The 15576-nt window shown below is 62.4% G+C and carries 15 protein-coding genes and 1 pseudogene; 5 read left to right on the top strand and 11 right to left on the bottom strand.

The features are described from left to right. Positions 1 to 20 precede the first annotated feature (20 nt). Both ACYAS9_RS16610 and ACYAS9_RS16605 read right to left on the bottom strand, forming a co-directional pair. Positions 21 to 830 (bottom strand): methyl-accepting chemotaxis protein, encoded by an 810-nt coding sequence (locus ACYAS9_RS16610; protein WP_463569434.1) that lies wholly within the window; start codon positions 828 to 830, stop codon positions 21 to 23. A 48-nt stretch (positions 831 to 878) separates the two neighbouring features. Then, positions 879 to 1817: pseudogene (locus tag ACYAS9_RS16605) on the bottom strand (cache domain-containing protein); the annotation flags it as partial. Positions 1818 to 2036: 219 nt separating this feature from the next. On the opposite strand from ACYAS9_RS16605, the gene greB reads away from it, so the two are divergent. After that, positions 2037 to 2543: a transcription elongation factor GreB gene (gene greB / locus ACYAS9_RS16600; RefSeq protein WP_463569362.1), complete on the top strand. Its 507-nt coding sequence runs from the start codon at positions 2037 to 2039 to the stop codon at positions 2541 to 2543. On the opposite strand, the gene ACYAS9_RS16595 is transcribed toward greB, so the two are convergent. From ACYAS9_RS16595 to ACYAS9_RS16585, 3 genes are all read right to left on the bottom strand, one after another. Beyond that, a complete protein-coding gene (locus ACYAS9_RS16595; protein WP_463569361.1) occupies positions 2519 to 2842 on the bottom strand; it encodes a class I SAM-dependent methyltransferase in 324 nt (107 codons plus the stop codon). The two genes, greB and ACYAS9_RS16595, sit on opposite strands and share 25 nt — an antisense overlap. Before the next feature lie 157 nt (positions 2843 to 2999). Then, a complete protein-coding gene (locus ACYAS9_RS16590) occupies positions 3000 to 3440 on the bottom strand; it encodes a DoxX family protein (protein ID WP_463569360.1) in 441 nt (146 codons plus the stop codon). A 104-nt stretch (positions 3441 to 3544) separates the two neighbouring features. After that, positions 3545 to 4990 carry an MltF family protein gene (locus tag ACYAS9_RS16585; protein ID WP_463569359.1) on the bottom strand — a complete coding sequence of 482 codons (1446 nt, stop codon included), beginning with the start codon at positions 4988 to 4990 and terminating at the stop codon, positions 3545 to 3547. Between the two features lie 193 nt (positions 4991 to 5183). Here ACYAS9_RS16585 and ACYAS9_RS16580 point away from each other — a divergent pair, with 193 nt between their 5' ends. The 3 genes from ACYAS9_RS16580 (at position 5184) to ACYAS9_RS16570 (ending at position 7981) form a co-directional block, all read left to right on the top strand. Continuing rightward, positions 5184 to 6032, top strand: coding sequence for a TatD family hydrolase (locus ACYAS9_RS16580; protein ID WP_463569358.1), 849 nt, complete (start codon positions 5184 to 5186; stop codon positions 6030 to 6032). 56 nt (positions 6033 to 6088) lie between these two features. Next, positions 6089 to 7567 (top strand): methyl-accepting chemotaxis protein, encoded by a 1479-nt coding sequence (locus ACYAS9_RS16575; protein ID WP_463569357.1) that lies wholly within the window; start codon positions 6089 to 6091, stop codon positions 7565 to 7567. A 189-nt stretch (positions 7568 to 7756) separates the two neighbouring features. After that, entirely contained in the window at positions 7757 to 7981 is a 225-nt protein-coding gene (locus tag ACYAS9_RS16570; protein ID WP_463569356.1) for a hypothetical protein, read from the top strand. Here ACYAS9_RS16570 and ACYAS9_RS16565 read toward each other — a convergent pair. The 6 genes from ACYAS9_RS16565 to ACYAS9_RS16540 form a co-directional block, all read right to left on the bottom strand. Further along, a complete protein-coding gene (locus tag ACYAS9_RS16565; RefSeq protein WP_463569355.1) occupies positions 7978 to 8775 on the bottom strand; it encodes an acyl-CoA thioesterase in 798 nt (265 codons plus the stop codon). The two genes, ACYAS9_RS16570 and ACYAS9_RS16565, sit on opposite strands and share 4 nt — an antisense overlap. A 99-nt stretch (positions 8776 to 8874) precedes the next feature. Further along, on the bottom strand, positions 8875 to 9642 hold the full coding sequence (locus ACYAS9_RS16560) for a CHAD domain-containing protein (protein ID WP_463569354.1): 768 nt from the start codon (positions 9640 to 9642) through the stop codon (positions 8875 to 8877). Positions 9643 to 9658: 16 nt separating this feature from the next. After that, positions 9659 to 11662: a transglutaminase TgpA family protein gene (locus ACYAS9_RS16555; RefSeq protein ID WP_463569433.1), complete on the bottom strand. Its 2004-nt coding sequence runs from the start codon at positions 11660 to 11662 to the stop codon at positions 9659 to 9661. A gap of 26 nt (positions 11663 to 11688) precedes the next feature. After that, the gene (locus tag ACYAS9_RS16550; protein ID WP_463569353.1) at positions 11689 to 12645 is read right to left on the bottom strand and encodes a DUF58 domain-containing protein; all 957 of its coding nucleotides are present in this window, start codon (positions 12643 to 12645) and stop codon (positions 11689 to 11691) included. Next, positions 12642 to 13559 (bottom strand): AAA family ATPase, encoded by a 918-nt coding sequence (locus ACYAS9_RS16545; protein ID WP_463569352.1) that lies wholly within the window; start codon positions 13557 to 13559, stop codon positions 12642 to 12644. Before ACYAS9_RS16545 ends, ACYAS9_RS16550 begins: the two co-directional genes overlap by 4 nt. A 109-nt stretch (positions 13560 to 13668) precedes the next feature. Further along, positions 13669 to 13947, bottom strand: a complete 279-nt coding sequence (locus ACYAS9_RS16540; protein WP_459744271.1) for a hypothetical protein — start codon at positions 13945 to 13947, stop codon at positions 13669 to 13671. 147 nt (positions 13948 to 14094) lie between these two features. Between ACYAS9_RS16540 and ACYAS9_RS16535 the strand changes: the two genes are divergently transcribed. Then, positions 14095 to 15105: a patatin-like phospholipase family protein gene (locus ACYAS9_RS16535; RefSeq protein ID WP_463569351.1), complete on the top strand. Its 1011-nt coding sequence runs from the start codon at positions 14095 to 14097 to the stop codon at positions 15103 to 15105. The last annotated feature ends 471 nt before the right edge of the window (positions 15106 to 15576 follow it).

Genomic DNA, 15576 nt, shown 5'->3' with positions numbered 1-15576 from the left:
CTCAGTGTCGTAGGGCCACTTTACACATTAAACCGGCCCAGCAGATGACTCTGCTGCTGAACCTGCTCGCCCATCAGCGCACATTGACGCACTTGCTCTTCGGCACCGGCCGCCACTTCATGGCTGATGTCGCGGATGTTGGTGGTGTTGCGGTTGATCTCTTCAGTGGTCGCGCTCTGCTCTTCGGCAGCCGTCGCGATCTGGGTGTTCATGTCGTTGATGTGCACAATCGCCTGGCGAATGCGGGTCAGCATCTCGTTGGCCGCACCGGCATCGACGGCGGTCTTGCTGGCGCTGTCACGGCTCTTTTGCATGCGCGATTCGGCCTGACGCACGCCCGATTGCAACTGATCGATCATCTGGCGGATTTCCTGGGTCGACTTCTGCGTGCGCGACGCCAGGCTGCGCACCTCGTCGGCGACCACGGCAAAGCCGCGCCCGGACTCACCGGCACGCGCCGCTTCAATCGCAGCGTTCAGGGCCAGCAGGTTGGTCTGTTCGGCGATGCTGGTGATCACCGCCAGAATCGACTCGATGTTGTCGCTCAGGCGCGACAGTTCAAGAATCGCTTGCCCTGTGTCTTCCATCTCCACGGCCAGGTGCTTGATCGCCTCGGTGGAACGTAACACCACGCGCTCGCCGCTCTCGGCTTCCTGATTGGCGGCCAGTGCGGCCTGGGCCGCGACCTGGGCGTTGCGCGCCACGTCTTCGGCGGTCGACGACATTTCCTGCATGGCGGTGGCCAGTTGATCAAGCTCCTGCAACTGGCGCTGCAAGCGGCTATCGGCCTGGTTGGCCTCGTGCGAGGTCAACGCCGTGCTCTCGCGCACCTGATTGGAGGTGCCCAGAATCTGGCTGACCAGGCTCTGCAGGCTTTGCAGAAAGTCGTTGAACTCTTTGGAGACGATCGCCACTTCATCGTTGCCATGGGTCGGCAAGCGCCGGGTCAGGTCGCCCTCGCCGCTGTTCACTTCTTTGATCGAACGGTGCAGCAGGTCCAGCGGCTTGAGCAGGTGACGCATGAACGAACCCAGCAGCACCAGGCTGATGATGCCCCCCAGCAACGTGGCAATCGCCGCGCGCCAGCTGAGGCTGTCGGCCTCGGCCATGACGATCTTTTCGTCCAGCACCACGCCGATGTACCACTCGGCACCACGCAGCTGCGTCAGCGGGGTGAACGACACCAGCAAGTTGCTCGCGCCGCTGCTGACCTCTTGCAGGTTGCCGGTCAGCGCCGGCTGCTTGCCGGCGAACAGTTCGCTGTAATGCTTGCCGTTCATCTCAGGCTTCGGGTGAGAGATGATATTGCCGCTCTTGCTCAGCAGAAACGCATAGCCAGCGCCGTTGAAGTCCAGGGTATTGACCGCATCGACCACGGTTTTCAGGCGCAGGTCGCCACCCAGTACGCCACTGAACTGCCCGGCATTGCTCAGCGGCGTCACCGCCGAGATCAGGTTTTCGCCACTGGTCGTATCGACATAGGGTTCGGTCAGCACCGCCTGGCTGGACGCCTTGCCCTGCGCGTACCAGGGCCGGGTGCGGCCGTCATAGTCGGCCTTGGGTTTCCAGGAGTCGAGATTCTTCAACGTGGTACCGTCGCTGGCCAGCGAGCCGAAGATCATGATGAATTCGTCTTTGAGCACCGGGCTGTTGATGCTGCGCTCGATCTGCTCGGGGCTGTAGTTGCTGGCGATGTTCTGCACCGTCAGGTCCATCAGTTTGAGCTTGGCGTTGAGCCAGTTCTCGATCTGCCGCGCCAGCGCGCTGCTTGACTCGCCGATGCTCGCTGCGGTCTGCTTGTACAGCGAGTCGCGCACCTGGCTTATTTGCGTGAGCGACAATAAACCGGTGGTTAGAAACAGCACGGCGGCGGCCGCCAGGCTGACCTTGTGAACAATTTTCAACGGCACGCTCCTGCACAATGGGTTGACCGGTTTTTTATCGGCACCGTAATGGCTATCTGAAGCCGAATCGATTGGATAGCGGCTTTATCTTTTTTTGTACGAATGAACGATCGTCATATTCAAGGAGGCGGCTTGGCCACCAACATCATCACCCGCGAAGGCCATGACAAACTCAAGGCCGAACTGGATCACCTGTGGCGCGTGTACCGTCCGGAAATCACGCAAAAAGTGTCCTGGGCGGCAGCGCTGGGCGACCGCAGCGAGAATGCCGACTACCAGTACAACAAGAAATTGTTGCGCGAAATCGACCGTCGCGTGCGTTATCTGCGCAAGCGTCTGGAAGATGTGAAAGTGGTGGATTATTCGCCGCAGCAGGAAGGCAAAGTGTTCTTTGGCGCCTGGGTCGAAATCGAAAGTGACGAGGGGCAAACCCTGAAGTTGCGCATCGTCGGCCATGACGAGATCTATGGCCGCAACGATTACATCTCCATCGACTCACCCATGGCCCGTGCGCTGCTTAAAAAGCAGAAAGACGATGAGGTGCTGGTGCAGATTCCCGGTGGTCAGGCGACCTGGTACATCAACAGCATCGCCTACCAGCCGGTCGATCAGGCTCAGCCGAGCGTGATCAATCCCTGACGGGCAATGCGCGTCAGGTCGTGGATCACGCTGGCGGCGCTGGCCGAGTCGGGGGCGTGGATCACCGCCAGATCAAACTGATCGTTGCGGTAAGCCGAAAGCGATTGGGTGGTGTCGACAAATTGCAGCAGGAAGGCACTGGCCTTGCCGCCCTTACGTGGCCAGCCATCGAGATAGCGCAGCAGAGTCGGCTGGTGCGTGCCGCCCAGCAAAATGCGCGGGTTCTTGCGGCCGATATAGGTAGTGATGGGCGACAGGCGCAGGGGACGGCGAAGGGAGTGGCGCAGCGATTGGCTCATGGCAAAAATCTCAGCCTCACAGATTCCGCTTGGCAGCGGTGGGAGGCGACACCGAACCAACGTTTTAGCGGTATTTCGGCTTTCGCCAGGCGCCCCGCAAGTAGTTGTTAAATCGGCGCTGGGGGCAATCCTAGAGACGCCCCCAATTATTGTCAAATCAGATCCGGTTGGCGATGACGCGGTCCAGCGACAGCTTGCCGGCCCCTTCGATCAGCACCGCGAGGGCGCCGCCCAGCAAGGCCAGGGCAAACTCGTAACCGTTGTTGGCCATGAACAGGCCATTACTCAGGTGCACCGAGACAATCGCAACCACCAGCAGGAACACCAGCACCGCTGCCGCCGGGCGGGCCAGCAGGCCGAGCAGCAGCGCCAGGCCGCCGAAGAACTCACCGCTGCCGGACAGCAGCGCCATCAGGTAGCCGGGGTTCAGGCCGATGCTGGCCATCCATTGCCCGGTGCCTTCCAGGCCGTAGCCACCGAAGGCGCCAAACAGTTTCTGGCTGCCGTGGGCAATAAAGATAATGCCGACGATGATGCGCACAGCGGTCAGGCCGAAACCTGCGCGGGTGGAGAGGATGTTGTTGATCAGTGCTTTCATTTCGTTGATTCCAAATTAGGTGATGAGCGGGAATGGCGCCATCTTAATCGAATCAACGAATATGAAAATCGCAAAAAACGCGACATTAAGATCGAATTATTCGATCACTTGCGCATTGCATACCGGGCTTGCTGTTGCCCTTCCAGCGATTCGCGCTGGCGGTCGAACGCCAGGTAGTACTTGTTCACGCTGTTGACGAAGCTGACCACGCCCATGCCGTTCTGCTCCATGGCCACCCGCTCGGTCTGGAAAAACCATTTGTCCGGGTTCAGTCCACGGCGGCGTGCTTCCTGGCGCAGCTTCTGCACCCGCTCTGGCCCCAGGTTGTAGGCGGCCAGCACAAAGGCCATGCGCTCGCGGTCATTGATTTTCGGGCTGGCAAAGAATTTGCGCTGGATCAGCGCCATGTAGCGCGACGCCGCCTGCACATTGCCATCGGCGTGCTGGATATTGCTGACCCCGACGCGCCTGGCCGCCGACGGCGTGATCTGCAACAAGCCGGTCGCCCCGCCGCTGCCCTTGGCGGTCGGGTCCAGCTTGGATTCCTTGAAGGCCAGCGCCGCCAGGTCCAGCCAGTCGATGCCCTGGGCATCGCCATGGCGTTGCAGGATGGGACGCAACTGTTCAAGGCGTTGCAGGTTGCTGCGTGCCAGCGGGCTGTTGACCCGGTACAAACTCTTGTAGGCCTTGGCGAAGGCCTGGTTCTGGTTGGCCGGCGCCTTATAAGTGCTCAGGAAGCGGTCGACATCGGCGCGCAACAGGGTCGCGTCCTGGCGCACGAACCAGCTGATGTCGCCTTCGCTGCCAAACTTGAGGTTGCGATCCACGCGCAGTTTGGGCATGACCTGCGCCCAGCGCTCGGCAATCGGCCGTTCGACCAGGGTCAGCGGGTAGATACCGGCCTGGACCATTTCCAGCACGTCTTCCACGGCCAGGCTGGGGTCGGCCCATTCGATGTGCACCGGCGCCAGTTTGCGCAGCGCCAGACGCTGGTTCAGGCGCTGCAGTGCCTCGCCGGCCGCGCTGCCGGCGGGCAGGCTCAGGGTGCGGCCGGACAATTGCTCAAGCTGCTTGAAGGTGCGCTGGCCACGGGCGCCGACCAGCACCAGCGGCACATCGGCGACAATCGCCCGGCTGGCGACGACGCCCTTCACCGCCTGTTCGTCGAGCAGTTCGCTGGGCGCGACCAGATCGCCTTCGCCGCGCAACAGGGCACCGAGCAACTGGTCCTTGGGTTTGGGAATGAATTTGACGGTGAGCTTCTGGCCAGCCTTGGTCTGGCTGTTCAGATAACGCTCGAAGGCTTGCAGGCGGTGGTATTCGACACCGATTTCCTGGCCCTTGACGTCGCCTGAGCTGTTGCGGCTCTGGTTGACCAGCACGCGCAAGACCTTGCTGGTGCGAATGGCCGGCAGGTCGCGGGCCTGGTTACGGGGCTGGGTGTGTTTCTGCACGGCGTGCGGGCCGCTGTTCTGGCGGGTTTCCCGGGCTTCAGCCAAGGGGGCTGTCAGCGACAGGCAGACAATCGACAAAAGCGCGGCTCGGATCATTCGCTCTCCATGGGGTATTCCAGGGTGGTCAGACAGAAAAAAGGACCTTTTTCGCCATCGGTGTCGTGGCCAGGTCCCTTCAGGTGTTGCCAAAAGCGTTGAACCGTTGGGCTCAAGTAATTGAATGCACTGCGTTTTCGGGTCGTTCGGCAGGCTCTGGTATGCTCGTGGGCATTCGGCCTGAGGTAGCACCATGCAATTGATCGACATCGGCGTCAACTTGACCCACTCAAGCTTCGCATCGGAGCGACCAGCGGTATTGCAACGCGCACGCGATGCCGGGGTCAGCCAAATGCTGCTCACCGGCACCAGTTTGCCGGGCAGCGAAGAGAGCCTGCAGCTGTGCCATGAGCTGGACGAAAGCGGTCAGCGGTTGTTTTGCACGGCCGGTGTTCACCCGCATTCGGCGAGCGAATGGAACAGCGACAGCGAGCGCCGTTTGCAGGCCTTGCTCAACGAACCGCGCGTGCGCGCCGTGGGTGAATGCGGGCTGGACTTCAACCGCGACTTCTCGCCGCGCCCGCAGCAAGAGAGCGTGTTGCATGCGCATCTGGCGCTGGCGGTGCAGTTGCAGCGCCCGGTGTTTCTGCATGAGCGCGATGCCAGCGAGCGCTTGCTGGACATCCTGCGCGACTACCGCGATCACCTGCCCGCCGCCGTGGTGCACTGTTTTACCGGCGAGCAACAGACGCTGTATCGCTACCTGGACCTGGACTTGCACATCGGCATCACCGGCTGGATCTGCGACGAGCGCCGTGGTAGCCATTTGCACCCGCTGATGCGCGATATCCCGCGCGGCCGGCTGATGCTTGAAAGCGACGCACCGTGGCTGCTGCCACGCAGCCTGCGGCCCAAACCGAAAAACGGTCGCAACGAGCCGGCGTTTCTCAGCGAAGTGCTGCGCGAAGTGGCGCTGCACCGAGGTGAAAGCGAGCAAGACCTGGCGCAACACAGCACCGCCTGCGCCAGGGCATTTTTCGGTTTGCCGGTACCGGCAGATGAAACTTCCGGTTTTATTGACGCACATCAAGGGTCGAAATAATGGATGAGGCAATGTGATATCACCTTGCCGAATACCTTAACCAAAGAAGACCACTCATGGGCTCATGGCTTAGCAACCTCTCGTTGAAGTACAAGTTCTGGGCCGTGAATACGGTCGCCTTCTTCACCACCCTGATGCTGGTGCTGTATGCCCTGCAACTGGAGCAACACGCGCGTCAGGACAGCGCCCGCGATAACGCGATCAGCCAGGCACGACTATTGACCGCGTGGCCGGCCGCGCAAGCGTTGCCCGCCGATAGCGATGCGCTGACTTACAGCGCCGGCCAGACGCCGTCGCTGGCTGGCCTGCCCTTGCCGGCGCTGGCCTCGGCGCGCGGCTGGGTTGAACTCGATACGCCCCTCAAAGACCGTCAGTTGTCGGGTGCCCAGGTCATTGAGCGCAATGATGGCCAGCGCATCGCCGTCCTGGCCTACGCGCCGACCTTCGTTCAGTTGCTGGCCGAACGCTTCGCTCAATACGCCCTGGCCGTGGGCGTGCTGATGGTGCTGATGCTCTGCGCTTCGCAATTGCTGATCCGCTTTCTGCTCAGCCAGCTCAATGCCCTTAAAGACGTGATGCTGCATGTTGAACGCAGCGGCGACCTGTCGGCCCGGGCGCCACAAGGCAGCCGGGATGAAGTCGGGCAAATGGCCAATGCCTTCAACGCCATGCAGGCCGGCTACCAGCGGGTGGTCAATACCGTTTCGCAAACCGCCGCACGCCTGGACAGCGGCGCTGCCAACCTGGCCGCCGGCATGAGCGATGTGCGCCAGGGCATGCTCGGCCAGCAGAGCGAAACCGATCAGGTCGCCACCGCCATCAACGAGATGTCGGCCACCGTCTACCACATCGCCCAGCACGCCAGTACCACCCGCGACCAGTCGCAGACTGCTGACACCCTGGCCGGCAGCGGCAAGGTGGTGGTCGACCGGGTGCAGCTGTCGATTGCCGGGCTGTCCAGCGGCGTGCAGCAGACCGCCGAGATGATCCAGCGCCTGGCCGAAGACAGCCAGAAGATCAATGGCGTGGTCAACGTGATCCACAGCATCGCCGAACAGACCAATCTGCTGGCTCTCAACGCTGCCATCGAAGCGGCTCGCGCCGGTGAAATGGGCCGTGGCTTTGCCGTGGTTGCCGATGAAGTGCGCAACCTGGCCAAGCGCGTGCAGACCTCCACCGACGAAATCACCAGCATGATCGGCGACCTGCAGGCCGGCACCCGCGATGCCGTGGACTTTATGCAGGACAGCTCGAACAAGGCCGACGAATGCGTGCAACAGGCGCAGGAAGCCGGCGAAGCGCTGGCAGCGATTGCCCATGCCGTGGCGCAGATGCGCGAGAGCAACACGCAGATCGCCGTGGCCGCGCAACAGCAAAGCCAGGTGGCCGAAGAAATGAACCGCGCCGTGGTGAGTATTCGTGACGTGACCGACCGCACCGTGTCGCAGACGGTGGACTCGGCGGCGACCAGTAGCGATCTGGCTACGTTGGCTGGCGAACTTAACCGCTCGATTGGGCAATTGCGGTTGGGTTGAGTGTGTCGACTGCCGACTGATCTGACTACAAAATCTTGGAAAGGCTGAAAATTTACGACTGCTAACGCAGCCGGTCGCGGGCAAGCGCGCTCCTACTATCAAGCCAATAGCCAGCTTCGATTCGCGCACTTGCTTGCCCAGGCCTAGACTTCAGGCATTGCAGCGCAATCTTGAGTCGAGGATCGAAGTATGGCCAAGCGCATTTCCAATCTGTCTGTCTGGCACTGGCATGAACATAACCCCGAGCAGCCGCATTCGACCTTGCGCCTGATCGCGGTGCCGATTTTTATCCTGGCGGCGCTGTTGCTGCTCGACGGTGTGGTTTCGGCCAGCCTGACCTCGCTGGGCGTGGGTGTCATCGGCCTGGTGGCGGCCGTGGGCCTGCAGCGTCACGGCCAGGACACTAAACGTTAGCCAAACACGGTGACCGTCTGCCGGCTGATCGCGATCAAGGCGCCATCCGGGGCGCGCAAGGTGGCGGCGGTATGGCCGTAACCGTCACGGGCGTGCTCGATTTCGGCGCGGTAGCTGCACCAGTCGTGGGTGGTCAAGGCAGGCTGCGGGTGGATGAATTCGATGGTCCAGGTCAGCGAGCTGGCCGGGATCGGTTTGTTCATCCAGGTCAGCAGCCCGGTCGGCCAGGCATCGACCAGCGCCAGCACATGCGCTTCGCTCAAGGGTTGCTGCTCGGCATCGCGCAGGCGCACATAACCGCCAATCACCGGCGACGGGGTATTGCTGAACGGCAAGCCGCCCAGCGCCCAGTTCACTTGCATATGCTGAAGAAAGTCCGGCATCGCGCCTTTGACGAAGGGCAAGGTGAAGCTGTGCTCTACAGGCTTCAGGTCGGTGGGGCCCACTGGCAATTCATAACGGGCCACCGACTCGCGCGGCGCGCCGAAGCTGCCTTGCACCAGCGCCATGGTCTGGCCATTCTGTACGGCACGACCCAGCACCTGGGTCACCGCTGAACCCTCACGCAAGATCTCGACCTCGAACGCCACCGGCACATCCGGCGCCACCGGCCCGACAAAGGTAATCGCCAGCGAGCGAACCGGGCGGTCCTCAGCCACCTGCGCACGCATCGCCAGGTATTGCAGGGCAGCCACCAGGCCACCAAAACTGGCCCGGCCTTGCGCCCAGTGTGCGGGGATCACGACTGAACGCGGATTATCGGTGACCGCAGCAATCAGCTCGGCAAAGTTCATGATGGCTCCCTGGGTTTTCAATGCTGAAGTAACGCGATGTTACCCAGCCTGATCGACAGACCATGAAGCCATACACGCCATAAATGCGGCCAAAATGTCTTATTTACCGAAGCACGCCTTGCCAAGCCGCTCCAGAGCAACGTCGCTCTGCTCCTCGGCACGCACGATGCCTGACTGCCAAAGGACAATGCACGGTGAAAGGTCGGCGTGCTGATCAGCGAGCGCCAGCCATTGCAAATGGTCGTGCCAGTCGCCCAGCGCGCCTTGCGCCTCCTTGAGCCGGGCGCGCATGCCTTTGGGCTGGTGGCTGAGTTCGGGATAGGCTTCAGCGGCGTAGCGCACCCGCTTGATCAACAACCGCAGGCGATGGCGGTCGTGTTCGGGGTCGGCCATGGCCTCGCGCAGTTTTTTCCATTGCTTGTCCATCTGCTTCTCGATGCGCTTGCGCAGCCCGCGCAATTGCCCACCGCGCTGCTGGTCTCGCAGGCGCGCCGGCAATTGTTCGAGCAGCTTGAGCAAGTGCTTGAGTTCAGCGCTGTTGGCCACCGGCGGGCAAACCCGCTCCAGGTATTCGTCGCGCGGTCGGGCCAGCGCGTGCCGGCCCTGCTCGTGCAGGTACTCGCTGAGCACCTGCAGGTCGCGCAACGGCGTGGTCAGTTGCCCGATGTCACGGGCGGCCTGTTCCAGCGCATCGACCCCGCTCAAGCCGCGTAGCGGTCGCAACAGGCTGCGCAGCCGCCGCACCGTGGTACGCAGGTCGTGCAGCGCTTCGCTGTCGGTCGATACGGCAAGGCGTGCCTGACACGCCAGCAGCTTGACTTCCAGCACCAGTAATTCGGCAATCAGATGACCCACCATCGATGACATATATCCCCCACTGGGCTTATTGATTTTTGTCCTTGATGGTCGCCCGCCGCCACGGCAAATCGCGGCGCAGGCGTTTCAGGGCGCGGCGCAGGCCGTGCAACGAAGAGGCAGAAGCGGCATAACGCAACAGCATGAACTGCGCGATAAACGCCTCGATGGCTTCGCTCTGTTGCGGCATCGCCAACCTGGCGCGGTCGCCAAAGGCTTGCGCGCCCTCGCCCGGCAGACGCCGCAGTCCATGCCGCGCCAACAAGCGTTCGAACGCATTGAACAGGCGAAGTTGCGCATCGTTTTCACGCTGCCAGGGCTTGAAGATCCACAGGGCAACCAGGCTCAGGGCCAGGCCAAGGCCGGCCACGAACGCCGGCACCTGCCAGCCGGAGAACCAGCGGTCGAGCACCTGCAACTGCTGCTGGCCCTGATAACCCAGCACCCAGCGCTGCCAGCCATAGTTGAGGTTATCCCAGCTCAGGCGCACAGCGTTGATCCACGGCACATGGCGATAGCGCAAGGCCGACATCGGCGAGTCGGCCAGAAACGCCTCGTCGGCCGACAACGCCTGCTCAAGCCCCTGTTCGATGCGTTGCGGCGCCACGGCGGCGGTCGGGTCGACACTGCGCCAGCCGGTCTGCGGCTGCCAGTATTCGACCCAGGCATGCGCATCGAACTGGCGCACGGTCAGGTAGTCGCCTTCGGGGTTGAACTCGCCGCCCTGATAGCCGGCCACTACCCGCGCCGGGATGCCGGCGGCGCGCAACACAAAGACCATGGCCCCGGCGTAATGCGCGCAGAAGCCCTGGCGGCTGGTAAACAGGAAATCGTCGATGCTGTCCGGCCCCAGCGTCGGCGGCTTGAGGGTGTAATGAAACGGTTGCTCGGCAAACCAGCCCAGCAGCGCTTCGACCAGCCGGTCCGGCTGCGGGTAGCGGCGCTTCAGATCGGCCGCCCACTGCCGCGCTTCCGGGTTGCCACGCGCCGGCAGTTGCAGCGCCTGGTGCTGAATGTTGTCGGTGATTTGCGTGTCGCGCAGCGCTTGCGGCCAGGACTGCGCGGCGTACAGCAATGCCTGAGAGACCGGGCGACGACGCTGCAAACGGAAATCGCTCATCAGGCGCACTTCTTCAGCGCGGGTTTCGGCGACGTCGAGGCTGGGCAGCCATGGCCGGCCGCTGGGCTCCAGCACGATGCTGTAGGCCAGCGGTTCACCCTGCTTGCTCCACTGCGCCAGTTGCACCGACTGGCTGCGCCCCGATTGCGACCAGCGCCGGCCATCGAACTGATCCAGGGTCAGGCTGCGCCAGTACAACTGGTTGCGCGCCGGCGCAGGTCCCTCGAAGCTTGCCCGGAACACCAGCGCGGCCGAGCGGCTCAGCTCGGCCATGTCGCCCGGCGCCATGCTGTCGGACAAACCGGTGACGCCCTTGTTGCTCGGTTGCGGCAATGACCAGAGCGGGTCCAGGCGCGGGAAAAACAGAAACAGGATGAGCATCAGCGGCAGCGCTTGCAGCATCAGCTTGAGCGACAGGCGCAAGGTCGCCTCCGGCTTGCTGGCCACATCGACCTGCTGCAAGCCGATCAAGGCTGCCAGTAACGTACCGATCGGCAACAGGGTAAACAGCGCCCACACCAGGCTGTCTTCGAACAGATAGCCGACGACCACGCAGAAGAAACCGAGAAAGATCAGCACCAGCGCATCGCGACGGGTGTGCATTTCAAGCATTTTCAGGATAAAGGCCGCAATCAATAGCGCAGCGCCCGCCTCCAGGCCCACCAGGCTGCCGCGTGCGAGGTACACGCCGCCGGCCGTGCCCACCAGCAGACCAGCCTTGACCCAGGTGCCCGGCAAACGCGCGCGCATGCGAAAAATCTGGATGCGCCACAGGGTACACACCAGCCACAGCATGATCAGCGGCGGCGGAATGTGCAGCGCAAACGGCACGATGACCAGCGCCTGGGCCAGCAGCAGCCAGGTCAGGCAGATACGCGGAATCGGCAGCGTCTGGCGCGCCTGTTCATTCATGACCGGCATCGACGGGGCCTGCTCGCTCATGGCCGGCTCCCGTACAACGCCAGCGCCCGCAGGCAGACTTCGCGGTGCCCTTCGCCGCTGTCCATGGCCACCTCGAAACCCGGCAGGCGCAGGGCAAACGGCTGCTGGCGCTGCGACAGTTCGAGCACCCAGTAGCACAGCCGCGACAAGCGCTCTTCGATATCGCCCTCAAGCACCATGAAGTCCAGGCACAGGTCATGGCCGCTCAAGTCCGTGAAGTCCTTGACCAGCAAGCCTTGCCCGCGCGACCAGGCTTTCCAGTGCACCCGCCGGCGATTGTCGCCGGGCTGGTAATGGCGCAGGCCCTGATAATCGTCGACGCCCTGGCCGCGTGTGGCCTGGCCGTCATCCTCGGCATGCGGTTGTACACCGGCCAGCAAAGGCATGGTGCCCGGCACAGGCCGCGGGTAAATCAGTACCGTCTGTTCCAGGTCAAGCCAGGTCCAGGCACGCAGAATCCCCAGCGGGAACACGCTCTCGATGCGCAGCCGTGGTGCGCGTAACCAGCCTCGGGCATCGGCCGGGCGGCTGAGTTCGACCTCGCTGTTGCCGGCCGCCAGCACGTCGTACTGCTGCATGTGCTGCGCACTCCAGCCCACGCCGATGGCCTGATGGGCGGCGCCGATGCTTTCCAGGCGCAGGCGCAGTTGCACCGACTCGCCGACAAACACGGCCCGCGTGGTGCCGGCACTGATCACCATGCCGCTGAGGTTGCGATAGGTGTGCAGGATGCCCAGCACGCCCACCGAACCGAGCAGAAAGGTCAGGCCATAGGCCAGGCTGTTCTGGTAATTGATCGCCACCAGCAGCATCAGCACCAACACCAGCAGGAACACCGCGCCGCTGCGGGTGGGCAAAATGAAGATGCGCCGATGATCCAGCGCAATGCTCGCCGCCGGCGGAATGCGCCGCACCAGCCAGCGCTGCCAGTGCGGCTTGAACCGGCTGATCACAATACCGCCACATCGCGCAGCAAGCCCTGCACCAGCACGCTGCCGCCATGCCCGGTCGGGTCGTTGCGGTCACGCAGGCGATGGCCGATGACCGCAGGCAAGACCGCCTGGACATCTTCGGGAATCACATAATCGCGGCCCAGCAACATGGCCCACGCACGCGCCGCGGCCAGAATCGCCAAGCTGGCGCGTGGCGACAAGCCATAGGCGAACTGCGCCTGGCTGCGTGTGGCATCGACCAGGCGCAGCACATAATCGACCAGCGGATCGCTGACCCGCACCTGCCGCGCCTGGGCTTGCAGCAGGCCCAATTGGGCGTGGTCGAGAAGCGGCTTGATCTGCGGTAACAGCTGGCGCCGCGACTGGCCCAGCAGCAGGGCTTTCTCGGCGGCCCGCGCCGGGTAACCCATGGAGATGCGCATCAGAAAGCGGTCGAGCTGCGATTCGGGCAGCGCAAAGGTGCCGCCGGAACTGAACGGGTTCTGGGTCGCAATCACGAAAAACGGATCGGGCAGCAGGCGCGTGGCGCCTTCGATGGACACCTGCCCTTCTTCCATGGCCTCCAGCAAGGCGCTCTGGCTTTTCGGCGTGGCGCGGTTGATTTCGTCGGCCAGCACCAGCTCGGCGAAGATCGGCCCCGGATGAAAGGTGAACTGCCCGGTGTCGCGGTCGAACACCGAGGTGCCGAGGATATCCCCCGGCAACAGGTCAGACGTGAATTGAATCCGCTGATAACTCAGGCCCAGCACCCGGGCCAGAGTATGGCTGAGGGTGGTCTTGCCCATCCCCGGCAAGTCTTCGATCAGCAAATGACCGCCCGCCAGCAGGCAGGTCATGGCCTGACGAACCTGCGTTTCCTTGCCCAGTACCACCTCGTTGATCGCACTCAGGCATGCATCCAGCTTTGTGCCCATATAAAGCCTCTCCACGACTACTTAAGGCCATTACCCGGCCACACGTATGAACACTGTAGTTTTAGCGTAGGCTTTTTCGTCAGGGAGGCCGCTGTAATTAGCGACGTAATTAACGACCGGCGCGCGATTCGCGAATATAGAAACGTGCCTTTTCAGCTTTTTCGGTGCAGCCTTCAAAGGCTTCGAACTGTTGCTGTGTCTTGGCCCCGGTCAACAAAGACAGCGCTTTGGAATAACTGACGGTGCCGGCAAAGCCTTCGGCCTTGGCCAGATCGAGCTCTTTCCAGGCGCTGTCGAGCTGATTGCCGCAACTGGCGCGATAGCTGGTCTTGCCAGCGCAGCCTGCGAGAACCACGATGATCAATGGCAGACAGATCCAGGCTTTCATGGGGTGTTTCCTCAAGATAACGGGGGGAGATGCGCGTTTGACGATCCGGTGCATTGAAAGTGCCATGATCGCGGGCGGCAAGCGTAACTGTTTTTGTCGCCTGATCTTTGCGCTGCGCGATCAATTAATTCGAACAAGGACCCGCAGATGAGCAAACGAATAGCATTGGTGTTGGGTTCCGGCGGGGCTCGTGGTTATGCGCATATCGGCGTGATCGAAGAACTGGAACGCCGTGGCTATGAAATTGCCTGTATCGCCGGCTGCTCCATGGGCGCGGTGGTCGGCGGCGTCTATGCGGCCGGCAAGCTGGACCACTACCGGCAGTGGATCGAAAGCCTGGATTACCTCGATGTGCTGCGCCTGGTCGACGTGAGCTTTCGCCTGGGCGCCATTCGCGGCGAGAAAGTCTTCGGCAAGATTCGTGAAATCGTCGGTGAAATCAATATCGAAGACCTGGCCATTCCCTACACGGCGGTGGCCACCGACCTGACCAACCAGCAGGAAATCTGGTTTCAGGAAGGCTGCCTGCACCAGGCAATGCGCGCCTCGGCGGCGATTCCCAGCCTGTTCACCCCGGTATTGCAGGGCGGGCGCATGCTGGTCGACGGTGGCCTGCTCAACCCCTTGCCCATCGTGCCGGTGGTGTCCAGCCACTGCGACCTGATCGTGGCGGTCAACCTCAATGCGACCCAGGCGCAAAACTACAGCTTGCCGGTGATCGAGCGGCCGCCAGCGGTCAAGAAACGCTTCGACCTGCTGATCGACTCGCTGGGCTCGCGCCTGCCGTTTCGGCGCAAGCTTGAACCCGGCGAGACCCGACCCGCCAGTGCCCGGCTCGACAGCCCGCAGATCGACAACCCGTGGCTCAGCGAACAAGCCGCCGCCAGCCCGCAAAGCCCTGGCGCTCCGAAGTCGGCCACCGGTGCGGTGATCGTCGATAACGTCGGCCCCGCCTCGTTGCTGGACCTGATCAACCAGAGTTTCGAGGTGATGCAAACCTCGCTGGCGCAATACAAGATCGCCGGCTACCCGCCGGATATCCTGATCAACGTGCCCAAGCGCGTGTGCCGTTTTTTCGAGTTCTACAAAGCCCCGGAACTGATCGCCCTGGGCCGCGAAATCGCCCGCGACACACTGGACCGGTATGAAAGCAAATAACCCTGTTGATCCGCACCTCAACCTGTGCAAGGCAGCAACTGTTTTTGACCATGCCGGCCTCATCGCCTGCAGAGCAGCCTCCCACAGGTTATGTGTCCAGCCTTGAAGAAGAGTCGACGCTGGTCTGTGGGAGGCAGATGCGCAAAGCCTCATCGCCTGCAGATCAGTCTCCCACAGGTTATGTGTCCAGCCTTGAAGAAGAGTCGACGCTGGTCTGTGGGAAGCAGATGCGCAAAGCCTCATCGCCTGCAGAGCAGCCTCCCACAGCTTATGCGTCCAGCCTTGAGGAAGAGTCGACGCTGGTCTGTGGGAGGCAGATGCGCAAAGCCTCATCGCCTGCAGAGCAGCCTCCCACAGGTTATGTGTCCAGCCTTGAAGAAGAGTCGACGCTGGTCTGTGGGAGGCAGATGCGCAAAGCCTCATCGCCTGCAGAGCAGCCTCCCACAGGTTATGTGTCCAGCCTTGAAGAAG

This window comes from Pseudomonas sp. HP_08, from assembly GCF_055284095.1.
The sequence above is the reverse complement of the archived record's forward strand: the minus strand, read 5'-3'. Positions and strand labels throughout refer to the sequence as shown.